The sequence below is a fragment of the Flavobacterium sp. GCM10023249 genome, from assembly GCF_042653365.1.
Lineage (GTDB): Bacteria > Bacteroidota > Bacteroidia > Flavobacteriales > Flavobacteriaceae > Flavobacterium.
Genome location: NZ_JBHSHZ010000012.1, coordinates 177985 through 191388, shown reverse-complemented (window position 1 = coordinate 191388; position 13404 = coordinate 177985). Strand labels below are relative to the sequence as shown.

Genomic DNA, 13404 nt, shown 5'->3' with positions numbered 1-13404 from the left:
GCCAGCACTGACAGGCTGGCATTTAAGTTTTCGTTATGTCGAAAATTATTTTTTTGCTTCTTCAGTAGCTGGAGTTTCGGTAGCAGCAGGTGTAGTTGCTTTACCATCTTGAGCTGGAGCGGCAGTCGGAGCAGTTGGAAGAGCAGCCGGAGCAGCCGATTCATCAATAATTTTAGAACCTGTCTCACTGTTAGAACCTGTGAAGCTTAAGCTTGATAATAAAATCAAAACGATTAAAGTTCCAGCTAAATACCAAGTACTTTTATCCAAGAAGTCAGTTGTTTTTTGAACTCCTCCCATTGTTTGAGAACTTCCGAAAGTTGAAGACAAGCCTCCTCCTTTAGGGTTTTGTACCATAACTACTACGATTAGTAAAAAACAAACTATAGTGATTAAAACTAAAAAAATTGAAAATGTACTCATTGTTACTTATTGTTATTTTGTTGTAAATCTTTTATTTCTAAAATTCGGTCTGCAAATAAACTACTTTTTTCTGGATATTTCAAAATTAATATTTCATATGCTTGTATTGCTTTGCTATATTTTTTTTGTTCCAGATAAACTTTTGCTAACGTCTCTGTCATTAAGTAAGATGTGTCCTCGTTTTTTTGGGTAAATGCCGGAGGTGTAGCGTCTTCTTTCGGGGGTGAAATTTTAGGGTTGGTTTCGATGAATTTGTCGATCAATTCAAGTTTGGCTTCTAAACTTTTAACTTCAGGTTTAGTGTCTGTATTCTCTTCGTTTCTGTCAATGGGTTTTATCTTTGACAACTGTAACCATTCCTGAAAGGAATGTGTTTCGTTAGTATTGAAAGAAATGGGTTTTTCTACATCCGATTTTACTTCTAGAATGTTGTCTTTTTGATCTTCTTGTTTTAAAGTTTCCTTACTAAGTGGTTCGGATACAGTTTCTAAATCTTGGGTAGCTTCTTTGATGGAAGATAGGATCGACTTTTCTAGCGTATTTTCCACTATTGGTTCCTGAGGAACAACTGGTACAAATTCGATTTCTGAAATTTCTACCTTTTCAATACTATCACTAGTAGGTATCACCTTTTCGTTGGCTTCAAAGTTTGTTTTCTGAATTGTTTGAAAATGTTCAGAAGTTATGAAGTCAAATAACACAGTTCGGTCTGTTGTGTAAGCTGCGGTTGTTTTTAATGCTTGGTTGTATTTAAAACTGTCTTGGGCATACAAACCTTTCAGTACAATACTTCTTGCGCTTTGGAAATAGGGGAATTCTGCCAAAATTCTGTCCAATTCATTAATATGATTGTAGTTGATGGCTCCGGGATTGTTTAGTACATTGGTAAACTCTGAGATATTCATAAAATTACCATTTGGCTAAAGTGTCATTAAAAATGTCTTGTGTGATTCTTTCAAAAATCTCATCCAATGCGGTACGGAGCTGTGTTCCTGTTAATTGTTGGTCGCCAGGATAATCGAAAAAGAAAGAGAATCTTTTTTCAAAGTTTTCTTCCGGTTTGTTTTTATTGCTAAAGCGCACGTTTACAGAAATAGTCAGTCGGTTTTGTGCCGCAGTTAAATCAGCTGTTGCTGTCATTGGTGAAATTCGATAATCTACAATTTCACCTTCATAGACTAAGTCACCGTCGGTCGTCGTTAAATTTAAATTGGTCTGATTTTGTATTAAATCCTGCAGACGTAATGTGAAATCACGATCGATACCCGGTTCAACTAATTCCGATACATTCTGAAAGTAGTTGACTTGAAATGTTTTGGCATCAATTTTACTGGTTCCCGTAAAGTTGTAAACAGAACAACTGTTCAGCAGGAAGAAAAGCGATGCTACTACTATGTAATATGTTTTTTTCATTTTAGTTTTCCAAAGATATGAAATTGGAATTTTACAAATCGAATTGTTTGATTTTTCTATACAATGTTCTTTCAGAAATCCCTAATTCATCCGCAGCCGCTTTTCGTTTTCCTTTATTGCGTTCCAATGCTTTTTTGATGAGTTCAATTTCTTTTTGGTCCAAACGTAGAGAATCTTCTTCTTCCACAGTATCGGCAAAAATATAATTACCTTCTTCATCTTCATCGATGAATTCTTCTTGAATCGTCGTACTGTCGGTTGGTATAACAGAAATTCTTGGTTCTTCTTCGAAAAGAATTTCACTTTCGTTCTCTTTTGAAGTTCCATATACTTTCTGAATCAGACTCGGATTAATATCTTGTACTTTGGCTCCGTTTTTCATGAGTTCCAAAGTGAGTTTTTTTAGATCATTCAAATCACTTTTCATGTCAAAAAGTACCTTGTAAAGGATATCTCTTTCGGTTGAAAAATCACTTTCGGATTTTTTGTTGATGACAGAAGGTAAATTCGAACCTTCAGAAGGTAAATACGAAACAAGCGTTTGTAATGAAATGTCTCTGTTGGTTTCCAAAACCGAAATTTGTTCTGCAGCATTGCGAAGTTGACGGATATTTCCGTTCCATCGGTACTTTAGTAAATACTGTACTGCAGGTTCCTCTAATTTAATTGGAGGCATTTTGTATTTGTGAGCAAAGTCGGATGCGAATTTACGAAACAGTAAATGGATGTCTTCTTTACGGTCGCGAAGTGGCGGTAAACCTATTTCCACCGTGCTTAAACGATAATATAAATCCTCGCGGAATTTGCCTTTTTCTATTGCTTCAACCATATTCACGTTGGTTGCAGCAACTATTCGAACATTGGTTTTCTGTACTTGTGATGAACCGACTTTGATGAATTCGCCGTTTTCTAAAACACGCAACAAACGCACTTGAGTCGTTAAAGGCAATTCACCCACTTCATCTAAAAAAATGGTTCCTCCATCTGCTACTTCGAAATACCCTTCTCTAGTTGAAGTTGCGCCGGTAAATGATCCTTTTTCATGACCGAATAATTCACTGTCAATGGTTCCTTCCGGAATGGCGCCACAGTTCACAGCAATGTATTTTCCGTGCTTGCGGTGTGAAAGGGAATGGATTATTTTTGGAATACTTTCTTTACCCACGCCACTTTCTCCGGTTACCAATACCGAAATATCCGTAGGAGCGACTTGAATGGCTTTTTCAATCGCACGGTTCAATTTTGGATCATTTCCGATAATCTCGAATCGTTGTTTTATGGCTTGGACGTTTTCCATAGTTTGTTACGAACTTTTGTTAAAGTAGTTTCTTTTCGACGTTTAAAGAGATAAATAATTCTTTTAAATCTTTTAGTTGTTCGTCTGATAAATCCTTCTTAAAAATAGGTAAGGCCGTAGTTTTTGTTTGAAAGATTAGAAACCATTCTTTAGTTTCTTTTATTTTATTTATATTTTTCCAAAGGGTTTGTACAGTGAAAGTCTGTCCTTCTTGAGTAAATGAGCTATTGTCTAAAGTGATTTTTATGTTTTCAAAATTTCTTTGATTCTCTAGTATTTTCTTTTTTGTTTCTTTTATAGTTCTGTAATATAGAAATCCCCAAAATAGAATTACTAAAATTAAAGAGATATAATTTGTGTAATCAGATTTGTTTTCTATTGTTGAATTGCTAAAAATGTTCAATAAAATCAATAGAGGTAAACCAAATATTATGTACTTAGCTAATTTTGAATTCAGTAAAATATATTTGCTGACTTTTAATAGATTTTCTGCATTAACTCGGTATTTGATAACAATCTCTTTATCCATTTATCTCTAGAATTAGTTTGTTTGCATCGCACTATATCCAACTGCTTCTCCAATCAAAGTTGCAGTTGTGCAGTCGGAAATTTTTACCAATACGAAATCTCCTGGCTTGTAATTTTCTTTAGGAAAAACAGTCACTACATTTTCTGAATTTCTTCCTGACCAATGTTTATCGGATTTCTTCGACTCTTTTTCTATTAAGATTTCAACGGTTTGGTTCAAGAAACGTGCGGTACGTTTTGCGCTTAATTCTTGTTGCAAGTCAACCACTTCCTGTAAACGACGCATTTTGTCTGCTTCCGGAACATCGTCTTCCATTTTACGCGCGGCTAATGTACCTGGTCTTTCGGAATAAGCAAACATATAACCGAAGTCATACTCCACATATTCCATTAAACTTAAAGTGTCTTTGTGATCTTCTTCGGTTTCGGTAGGGAAACCGGTAATCATATCTTGTGAAATCGAACAACCCGGAATGATACGTTTGATTTTATCTACCAAAGCCATATATTCTTCACGAGTGTGTTGACGGTTCATTTCTTTTAATATTCTTGTGCTTCCAGATTGAACTGGTAAGTGAATGTAATTACAAATGTTGTCGTATTTGGCAATCACATGCAATACTTCTTCGTGCATATCCTGTGGATTCGAAGTGGAAAAACGGAAACGCATTTTAGGGAACTGTACGGCACACATTTCTAACAATTGTGCAAAGTCAACAGCAGTGGCTTTTTGCATTTCGCTGGCTTTTTCAAAATCTTTTTTCAATCCGCCACCATACCATAAATAACTATCCACGTTTTGTCCTAACAAACAAATTTCTTTGAAACCTCTGTCCCATAAATCTTTGATTTCTTCAATAATAGATTGTGGTTCACGGCTTCTTTCACGTCCGCGAGTAAAAGGAACGACGCAAAACGTACACATATTGTCACAACCTCTAGTAATAGATACAAAGGCATTGATTCCGTTGGAATTCAAACGAACCGGTGAAATGTCACCATAAGTTTCGTCTTTCGATAAAATCACATTGATTGCATCTCGACCTTCTTCTACTTCTTTTAAAAGATTAGGCAAATCTTTATAGGCGTCTGGCCCGACAACCATATCGACAATTTTTTCTTCTTCCAGAAACTGACTTTTCAAACGTTCGGCCATACATCCTAAAACGCCAACTTTCATTCCTGGATTGATACTGCGTTTTACTGCGTTGTATTTTTCCAAGCGTTTGCGAACCGTTTGTTCTGCTTTGTCTCGTATAGAACAGGTATTCACCAATACAAGATCAGCTTCTTCTAATTTTTGAGTCGTATTATAACCTTGTTCGGTTAAAATAGAGGCTACGATTTCGCTATCCGAAAAATTCATAGCACAACCATAACTCTCTATAAAAAGTTTTTTAGTATTTCCTTCTTTTTCTTGTAAAACCAGGCTGGTACCTTGTTTCTTTTCATCAATTTCCTTTTCCATAAATTGCCTTTGCGTAAAAATGTGCGTGCAAAGATAGTACTAAAATTTGATTTTATGACAAGATGTCAGATGCGCGGTGTTAAATATTTTGTTAATCTTGCAAAAAAAATAATCTATGAACGAATTCTACGATTTAGAACAAAAAATTGCAACAAATCCTCGATTGGATTTTGGGAACGTATTTGGACAGTCTTTTGACTTATTCAAGATAGTGTGGGGTAAAGGTGCCTTATTTATGCTTTTTTATGGTATAGGATCTTTTGCACTTATGATGCTATTTCTTATGCCGGCCTCCCTTTTAGGCGCTTCTCTTGAAAATGGTAATTGGTTAGATTCTGGACTTGGTGTACCAGCCATTATTGCCTTTTTTGTTTTTATGATGTTGCTTTTTGTAGTGTTGATGACTTTGGTGACAGGTTTAATGGCAGGTTTTTATCTTGGTTGTAAACAAGCCGATGAAGGTCATGGTTTTTCTACCGAAAATTATTTTGTCTTTTTTAAAGGCAGGGCTATTAAGCGTACAGTGGGTATCGGTCTAGCTACATTTGGTGTCTCTTTGCTTTCTGCAATTTTGTGCTATTTTCCTTTGATTTATACTTCTGTACCTATAAGTTATTTTGTGGTTATTTATGCTTTTAACCCTCATCTTTCTACAGCAGATATTGTAAAATTGGCATTTAAAATTGGTACCAATAAATGGGGGATAACCTTGGCGTTAACTTTAGTGTTGATGTTATTGGCATACATTGGTGGAATTGTTACGTGTGGTATTGGTTTCATTTTTACGTTTTCTATAATTCTAATTCCTAAATACTTTATATATAAAAGTGTCATTGGTTTCGAAATGGAAAATGTGTTGGATGAAATTGGACAGGATTCTGAATTTGATTCTTTATAATATATTAAGGTATAGAATTAAAATCCCTCAACTGTAATACGGTTGAGGGATTTTTTATTTACTTAATAAGCAGCTTCAATAGCGTGGGGGTGTTTGGCCGATCGCATTCTGCTTACAACTCGCCTTACGCTGTATTCTTCTTTTTTTATGCTGTCTTCAAAAACGAGTCTTCCGGCATTCACAATCTTCGAAATATAGCCATACAGTGCATTGTAGTGCGTCATGTTGGCTTCGGTCAGTTCTTTTCGTTGGTTCATGAAAACATTTTGATTGGCATTCTTTTCGGATAAACTAATTCGGTGTGCTTCAAGTGTTCCGGCAAAAGTGGGTACCATTCCTTCATCTACCAAGGCTTCTAAATTTTCCATCACAAACTGACGAAGACTTTCTATCTTGACTATGGCGCCTTCAATATTGTTGCGAGCCAAATCGTTTTTTAGTGTAATGATACTATCCGTGTTCAAATGCGCACTATCGGTATAACTCTTTAAAAAATTGAGCTCTTTGTTAAGTTCTGCAGCTTCTGCATACAAACTAAAGGTGGTGTCTTTTTGTTTTTCTGTCAAAACCAACCCGCTTTCCAATGTTTTGACTTCTTCTAGTTTGGCCGTGAATTCAGCCAGAAATGAAGCGTTTAGTTTTGGATACCGTGTCATAATAATTTCCTGATCCCTAACAAAGCTCTTGCGTACAAAGTTCCCCAAACTTGTGTACTCTTCTTTTCTGATTCTACTCATAATACTGTTTTGTTTTTTATAGTATGTTTTTTTCCAAATGTAAAGAGGAGATTAGTAAATAACAATAAAATTCTTACAAAAATTTAAGATAATTTAACTGGGTTTTATCCGGAAAAAGATAAGTGTTTAATAGTCAGTATTGTTGCTAGCTATGATTTTAGCATTACGAATCACTCTACAGTTGGTACTATGAACTATGCTACTGGTACTAATGATTATTGAGGTGGTACCGATGATTGTTTAGTTGGTACTGATTATTGTTGAAGTGGTACCGATGATTGTTTAGTTGGTACTGATTATTGTTGAAGTGGTACCGATGATTATTGAGGTGGTACTGAAGACTTTTTATGTGGTACCAACGATTATTTAGGTGGTACTGAAGACTTTTTATGTGGTACCGATGATTATTGAGGTGGTACCGAAGACTTTTTATGTGGTACCGAAGAATTTTTATGTGGTACTGATGATTGTTTATGTGGTACTGATGATTGTTTATGTGGTACCGATGACTTTTTAGGTGGTACGAATGATTATTTATATGGTACAAAGACTTTTTTATTGTTCTAGAATAGTATGAACCAAGTGCTGCCTGCTTTTTGAAAAGGGTCTAAGAACTAAGTGCTAAGGACGAATTACGAATAGTCACTAATTCGCCGTTCATCGCTAAAAAATACTTTTAAAAAGGGCAAAAACACAATATTTAAAAAAAACCTATACTTTTGCCGAAGAAATAAAACTGCAAATGGCAAAGAATTTAGTGATTGTTGAGTCGCCTGCAAAGGCAAAAACTATTGAAAAGTTTCTTGGGAAAGAGTTCCAGGTTGAATCAAGTTACGGACACATCGCTGATTTACCTTCCAAGGAAATCGGTGTAGATGTTGATAATGACTTCAAACCGAAATACGAAGTTTCCCCGGATAAAAAAGCATTGGTTAAAAAACTCAAAGACTTGTCTAAAAATGCCGAAACGGTTTGGTTAGCATCCGACGAGGACCGCGAGGGAGAGGCTATTTCATGGCACTTGGCGGAAGAGTTGAAATTGGATCCTAAAAAGACCAAACGTATTGTTTTTCACGAAATTACTAAATCGGCTATTCAAAAAGCAATCGAAAACCCACGTGGTATCAATTACGATTTGGTTAATGCACAACAAGCGCGTCGTGTTCTAGATCGTTTGGTGGGGTATGAATTGTCACCTGTACTTTGGAAGAAAGTCAAAGGTGGATTGTCTGCCGGTCGTGTGCAATCAGTTTCCGTACGTTTAATTGTGGAACGCGAACGTGAAATTCAAAATTTTAAAGCAGAAGCTTCGTATAGCGTTACTGCCGAGTTTACAAACGAAGCAGGAAAAAGTTTCAAAGCGAAATTGCCTAAAAACTTCGCAACGAAAAAAGAAGCGGAACAATTTTTACAACAAAATATAGGTTCTATATATAAGGTAGCGGATTTAGAAACAAAGCCAACCAAAAAATCACCTGCTGCACCATTTACTACGTCTACATTGCAACAGGAAGCGGCTCGTAAATTGTATTTGCCGGTAGGTATTACGATGCAAATCGCGCAACGCTTGTATGAAGCGGGATTGATTACCTATATGAGAACGGATAGTGTGAATCTTTCACAAGAAGCTATGGCAGCAGCTCAAGCTGAAATCACAAGCTACTACGGTGCAGAATATAGCAAACCAAGAAATTTCAATACCAAATCTAAAGGAGCACAGGAAGCGCACGAAGCTATCCGTCCTACAGATATGTCGCGTCATACTATTGATATCGACAGAGATCAGGCGCGTTTGTATGATTTGATTTGGAAAAGAACAGTGGCTTCGCAAATGAGTGATGCGCAGTTGGAACGTACGAATGTGAAAATCGAAGCGAATAATCATAAAGAAATATTCAGCGCTACCGGAGAAGTAATCAAATTTGAAGGATTCCTTAAAGTGTATCTTGAAGGAAATGATGAAGATGAAGAACAAGAAGAAGGTATGTTGCCTGCATTAAAAGTTAACGAGGCGCTAAAACATAACTACATTACGGCAACCGAGCGTTTCTCTCGCGCAGCTGCAAGATATACGGAAGCTTCTTTGGTGAAAAAACTGGAAGAGCTTGGAATCGGTCGTCCGTCAACTTATGCGCCAACGATTTCAACAATTATCAACAGAAATTATGTTGAAAAAGGAAATTTCGAAGGTCAAGAACGTCAATACAATCAGATTACCTTGAAGAATGCCGAAATCAATGCGCAGGTTTTAAAAGAAAACGTAGGCTCTGATAAAGGGAAATTGGTACCAACCGATATTGGAATCATTGTAAATGACTTCCTGGTTAAGAATTTTGAAACGATCTTGGATTACAATTTTACAGCTAAAGTTGAACAGGATTTTGACGAAATCGCCGAAGGAAATATTGAATGGGCGAAAATGATGAAGGATTTCTACAATCATTTCCATCCAAATGTTCAAAATGTTGAAAAGAACGCAGAAAGAGAAAGTGGCGAGCGTATTCTGGGTGTCGATCCTAAATCTGGAAAACAAGTATCTGTTCGACTAGGTAAATTTGGTCCAATGGTGCAAATCGGTGAGGCTGATGATGAAAACAAACAATTTGCAAGTTTACGAGCAGAACAAAATATCAGTACAGTTACTTTAGAAGATGCTTTGAATTTGTTTTTATTGCCTAAAAATTTAGGTGTATATAAAGGGGAAGAAGTAGAAGTGAATAATGGGCGTTTCGGACCGTATGTCCGTTTCGGTAAAACTTTTATTTCATTGCCTAAAGGAGAAGAGCCATTAGACGTGACTTTGGAAAGAGCACAGGAATTGATTGATGAAAAGAATCAGGCTGATGCTCCTATCGGACAATACAAAAATATGGATGTCCAAAAAGGGGTGGGTCGTTTTGGTCCGTTTATCAAGTGGAATGGAATTTTTATTAACGTAAGTAAAAAATACAATTTCGATAATTTATCCGCATCTGATATTGCTGAGTTGATTGAAGATAAATTGCAAAAAGATATTGATAAGGTAATACATAACTGGGAAGAAGAAGGAATTCGCGTGGAAAAAGCACGTTGGGGACGTTCGGTAATTCTGAAGGGGAAAATCAAAATCGAATTGAATAAAGATGTTGACGCTGCAGCATTAACTTTGGATAAAGTAAAGGAGATGATTGAAGCTAAGGCTCCGGCTAAGAAACCGGCAGCTAAAAAAACAGCAACTAAAAAAACGACTGCTAAAAAGAAATAAGAATGGTGTTTGATTTCTTTCAGCCTTTAAACTCTGAGTTTGTGGAGTTTGTCCAAGGTTTGTCATCACAAGCTTTGGGTTCAAAAGTAGTGTTTCATACCGAAACTGATTTTCCAATTATAGGATCGGCAAAAATTGCTATCATAGGTGTTTTGGATAATAGAGGTTTGGGGCATGATAATGATACAGTTGATTTAATGCCTATTCGTAAGGAGTTGTATTCATTATTTCCGGGTAATTGGTCTGCTCAAATTGTTGATTTGGGAGATTTGCTTGCGGGTAATGAAATTGAGGATACGTATTATGTGTTAAAGAATGCGGTCGCGCATTTGATTAAAAATAATGTATTGCCAATTGTTATTGGTGGTTCGCAGGATTTGACGTATGCTATGTATCGTGCATATGATCAGCTAGAGCAAATGGTGAATTTGGTTTCGGTAGACAGTAAATTCGATTTTGCAAAGGAAAATGTGAGCAGATCTGAATCTTATTTAACCAAGTTAATTGTTGATGAGCCCAATAATTTGTTTAATTATAGTAATATAGGTTATCAAACCTATTTTAATTCGCAAGAAGAGATTGATTTGATTGAAAAACTTTACTTTGATGCCTATCGATTGGGTGAAGTTTGTAATAATCCAGCTATTGCTGAACCTGTTTTTCGTGATGCAGATCTGGTTTCGATAGATTTACTTTCGGTAAAGTCTTCAGATTCAGGAAATTTCACTAAATTTGCACCTAATGGTTTTAATGGTAAAGAAATTTGTGCACTATCCAGATATGCGGGCATAAGCGATAAAACAAGTTCTTTTGGAATTTTCAATCATTTTAATACCCAGGGAGAATCCGTTTTAATGGCTCAAATTATCTGGTATTTTATTGAAGGTTTTCATTACAGATCCAATGAATATCCTTTTGGTACCAAGGAAAATTACATCAAATACATAGTGACTCTTGATGAAGAAGTAGTCTTTTATAAGAGTAATAAAACAGAGAGATGGTGGATAGAAATTCCATTCATTGCAGGACAGAACAATAAATTAAAAAAAGCTACGTTATTCCCCTGCACGCACAATGATTATTTGTCTGCTTGCAATGGTGATGTTCCCGAAAGATGGTGGAAAGCACAAAGGAAAAATTTAATATAAATCCTGTTTGTTAGGATAGAATAAAAAATTTTAAGGTTTTTTTAATAAAAAAATTGTTTTTTAGAAAATAAATAAATAGGTTTACGGCCTTAAAACTATATGAATACATACATAACCCCAATTTATATGAAGAAGTTCATTTTATTAGCAGTACTGGTTTCATTTTTATACAGCTGCGGATCAAAAGACAATGGTCAACTGGTAGGTGTTAAAGGTAAATCTTGGCACCCTGAGAAACCGTTCGGTATGACCTTGATTCCTGGAGGTGCTTTCATTATGGGTAAATCCGATGATGATTTAGCAAACGTACAGGATGCGCCTACAAAAACAGTAACGGTACGTTCATTTTACATGGATGAAACTGAAATTACTAACAGTGAGTACAGACAGTATGTAAACTGGGTAAGAGATTCAATTGTTAGAACAAGATTGGCAATTTCTGCTGATGAATTAGGTCAGAAAAACGACCCGGATTCAAAATCAAAAGGTGGTAGTATTGCTGATTATGCATTCTTGGATGCAGATACTACTAATATGAGTGTTTATGACAAGTATATGTATGACAATTACTATAGCATGGGAACGGCAGATGATCCTTATGCGGGTAGAAAGTTGAATAAAAAGATTCCATTAAAGTGGAAAACAGGAGAATATCCTGATGCTTACTATACTGAAGTTATGGATTCTATGTATATCCCTGCTGAAGAAGCTTACAATGGTTTGAGAACTTTAAGAGTAGAGAATTTAAAATTCCGTTATTCTTGGATGGATATTCAAGCTGCTGCTAAAGCTAAAGTAGGAAAGAGAAAAGAATTTATCCGTCAAGAAGAAGTAATGGTTTATCCTGATACTACAGTTTGGATTAAAGACTTTGCTTATTCATACAACGAACCTATGCATAATGATTATTTTTGGCATCAAGCATACGGTGAGTATCCAGTAGTTGGGGTAAGCTGGAAGCAAGCTAAAGCGTTTTGTGCATGGAGAACTTTATATCACAATGCGGCGAGAAAAGACCGTCATCAAGAATTTGTAAATCAATATAGACTTCCAACCGAAGCAGAATGGGAATATGCTGCTCGTGGTGGATTAGAGTCAGGAACTTTCCCATGGGGTGGGCCTTATGCTAAAAACGATAGAGGTTGTTATTTAGCAAACTTTAAACCAGTGCGTGGAGATTATGCAGCAGATCAAGCGTTGTATACAGTTGAAGCTGATGCTTACGAACCAAATGATTATGGTTTGTATAATATGGCTGGTAACGTTGCTGAGTGGACAGATTCATCATATGATCCTACTGCATATGAGTTTGTTTCAACAATGAATCCAAATGTATCTGATCAAAAAAATATGCGTAAAGTAACTCGTGGTGGTTCTTGGAAAGATGTTGCTTACTACCTACAAGTAAGTACTCGTGATTTCGAATACGCAGACTCGGCAAGAAGTTATATCGGTTTCCGTACAATCCAAGATTATATGGGTACAGACGTAACAGGAAATGCTTCTAAATAAGAAAAAAACCAAACACAAATATTTATATTAACTTAACTAAATTTATTATTATGGCGATTTTAAGCAAAAAAACAATGAACTTCGCTTACGGTATGGGAGCGGCAGTAGTAATTATTGGAGCATTATTCAAAATTACTCACTTCGAAATTGGTCCTCTAACAGGTACATTGATGTTATCAATCGGTCTTGTTACTGAAGCGTTAATCTTCGCATTATCTGCGTTCGAACCAGTAGAAAAAGATTTAGACTGGTCTTTGGTTTATCCAGAATTGGCAGGTGGTGAGCCTACAGCTAAAAAAGCGAAAAAAGAAGATGCAACTGAAGCTCAAGGTTTGTTATCTCAAAAATTAGATGCAATGCTTAAAGAAGCTAAAATTGATGGTGAATTAATGTCTAGCTTAGGAAACAGCATCAAAAATTTCGAAGGAGCTGCAAAAAGTATTTCTCCAACTGTTGATGCTATCGCTTCTCAAAAGAAATATGCTGAAGAAATGACTACTGCTGCTGCGTCTATGGAATCATTAAACAGCTTATATAAATTGCAATTGGATAGCGCTGCTCGTAATGCAGAAGCGAACAAAGAAATTGCTGAAAACGCTGCAAAATTAAAAGAACAAATGCAATCTATGACTTCTAACATTGCTACATTGAACAATGTTTACGGAGGTATGCTTTCTGCAATGAGTAATAGAGGTTAATTAGTTTTAACTAAATCATAATCGTATTTATTAACAAA

12 protein-coding genes are annotated in these 13404 nt (G+C 35.9%); 5 read left to right on the top strand and 7 right to left on the bottom strand.

Annotated features, from left to right (window positions below):
* Positions 1-45 precede the first annotated feature (45 nt).
* Genes secG through miaB form a run of 6 tightly spaced genes read right to left on the bottom strand, consistent with a single transcriptional unit; the run spans position 46 to position 5129 of the window.
* Positions 46-423 (bottom strand): preprotein translocase subunit SecG, encoded by a 378-nt coding sequence (secG, locus tag ACFO7M_RS11630; protein ID WP_379716258.1) that lies wholly within the window; start codon positions 421-423, stop codon positions 46-48.
* A gap of 2 nt (positions 424-425) precedes the next feature.
* Positions 426-1328, bottom strand: a complete 903-nt coding sequence (locus ACFO7M_RS11625) for a tetratricopeptide repeat protein (protein ID WP_379735789.1) — start codon at positions 1326-1328, stop codon at positions 426-428.
* 4 nt (positions 1329-1332) lie between these two features.
* Positions 1333-1836, bottom strand: a complete 504-nt coding sequence (locus ACFO7M_RS11620; RefSeq protein ID WP_379735787.1) for an LptE family protein — start codon at positions 1834-1836, stop codon at positions 1333-1335.
* A gap of 31 nt (positions 1837-1867) precedes the next feature.
* Positions 1868-3133: a sigma-54 interaction domain-containing protein gene (locus ACFO7M_RS11615; protein WP_379735785.1), complete on the bottom strand. Its 1266-nt coding sequence runs from the start codon at positions 3131-3133 to the stop codon at positions 1868-1870.
* Positions 3134-3152: 19 nt separating this feature from the next.
* A complete protein-coding gene (locus ACFO7M_RS11610) occupies positions 3153-3662 on the bottom strand; it encodes a YcxB family protein (RefSeq protein ID WP_379735783.1) in 510 nt (169 codons plus the stop codon).
* Positions 3663-3674: 12 nt separating this feature from the next.
* Positions 3675-5129 (bottom strand): tRNA (N6-isopentenyl adenosine(37)-C2)-methylthiotransferase MiaB, encoded by a 1455-nt coding sequence (gene miaB, locus ACFO7M_RS11605; protein WP_379716245.1) that lies wholly within the window; start codon positions 5127-5129, stop codon positions 3675-3677.
* 115 nt (positions 5130-5244) lie between these two features.
* On the opposite strand from miaB, the gene ACFO7M_RS11600 reads away from it, so the two are divergent.
* Positions 5245-6027: a hypothetical protein gene (locus ACFO7M_RS11600; protein WP_379735781.1), complete on the top strand. Its 783-nt coding sequence runs from the start codon at positions 5245-5247 to the stop codon at positions 6025-6027.
* A 62-nt stretch (positions 6028-6089) separates the two neighbouring features.
* Here the strand turns inward: ACFO7M_RS11600 and ACFO7M_RS11595 are convergent, their stop codons facing one another.
* Positions 6090-6764, bottom strand: a complete 675-nt coding sequence (locus ACFO7M_RS11595) for a hypothetical protein (protein ID WP_379735779.1) — start codon at positions 6762-6764, stop codon at positions 6090-6092.
* Positions 6765-7506: 742 nt separating this feature from the next.
* Here ACFO7M_RS11595 and topA point away from each other — a divergent pair.
* The 4 genes from topA to gldL all read left to right on the top strand — a co-directional run bounded on the left by topA (position 7507) and on the right by gldL (position 13366).
* Positions 7507-10008, top strand: a complete 2502-nt coding sequence (gene topA, locus ACFO7M_RS11590; RefSeq protein WP_379735777.1) for a type I DNA topoisomerase — start codon at positions 7507-7509, stop codon at positions 10006-10008.
* A 2-nt stretch (positions 10009-10010) separates the two neighbouring features.
* Positions 10011-11156: a formimidoylglutamase gene (locus tag ACFO7M_RS11585; RefSeq protein WP_379716233.1), complete on the top strand. Its 1146-nt coding sequence runs from the start codon at positions 10011-10013 to the stop codon at positions 11154-11156.
* Between the two features lie 126 nt (positions 11157-11282).
* Positions 11283-12668, top strand: a complete 1386-nt coding sequence (gldK, locus tag ACFO7M_RS11580) for a gliding motility lipoprotein GldK (RefSeq protein ID WP_379716230.1) — start codon at positions 11283-11285, stop codon at positions 12666-12668.
* A gap of 50 nt (positions 12669-12718) precedes the next feature.
* Positions 12719-13366 (top strand): gliding motility protein GldL, encoded by a 648-nt coding sequence (gene gldL, locus ACFO7M_RS11575; protein WP_379735775.1) that lies wholly within the window; start codon positions 12719-12721, stop codon positions 13364-13366.
* Positions 13367-13404: the final 38 nt, after the last annotated feature.

Bases quoted from the DNA above. Each gene is read 5' to 3' on its own strand.
- secG (WP_379716258.1), bottom strand. From the start codon at position 423: ATGAGTACATTTTCAATTTTTTTAGTTTTAATCACTATAGTTTGTTTT.
- ACFO7M_RS11625 (WP_379735789.1), bottom strand. From the start codon at position 1,328: ATGAATATCTCAGAGTTTACCAATGTACTAAACAATCCCGGAGCCATC.
- ACFO7M_RS11620 (WP_379735787.1), bottom strand. From the start codon at position 1,836: ATGAAAAAAACATATTACATAGTAGTAGCATCGCTTTTCTTCCTGCTG.
- ACFO7M_RS11615 (WP_379735785.1), bottom strand. From the start codon at position 3,133: ATGGAAAACGTCCAAGCCATAAAACAACGATTCGAGATTATCGGAAAT.
- ACFO7M_RS11610 (WP_379735783.1), bottom strand. From the start codon at position 3,662: ATGGATAAAGAGATTGTTATCAAATACCGAGTTAATGCAGAAAATCTA.
- miaB (WP_379716245.1), bottom strand. From the start codon at position 5,129: ATGGAAAAGGAAATTGATGAAAAGAAACAAGGTACCAGCCTGGTTTTA.
- ACFO7M_RS11600 (WP_379735781.1), top strand. From the start codon at position 5,245: ATGAACGAATTCTACGATTTAGAACAAAAAATTGCAACAAATCCTCGA.
- ACFO7M_RS11595 (WP_379735779.1), bottom strand. From the start codon at position 6,764: ATGAGTAGAATCAGAAAAGAAGAGTACACAAGTTTGGGGAACTTTGTA.
- topA (WP_379735777.1), top strand. From the start codon at position 7,507: ATGGCAAAGAATTTAGTGATTGTTGAGTCGCCTGCAAAGGCAAAAACT.
- ACFO7M_RS11585 (WP_379716233.1), top strand. From the start codon at position 10,011: ATGGTGTTTGATTTCTTTCAGCCTTTAAACTCTGAGTTTGTGGAGTTT.
- gldK (WP_379716230.1), top strand. From the start codon at position 11,283: ATGAAGAAGTTCATTTTATTAGCAGTACTGGTTTCATTTTTATACAGC.
- gldL (WP_379735775.1), top strand. From the start codon at position 12,719: ATGGCGATTTTAAGCAAAAAAACAATGAACTTCGCTTACGGTATGGGA.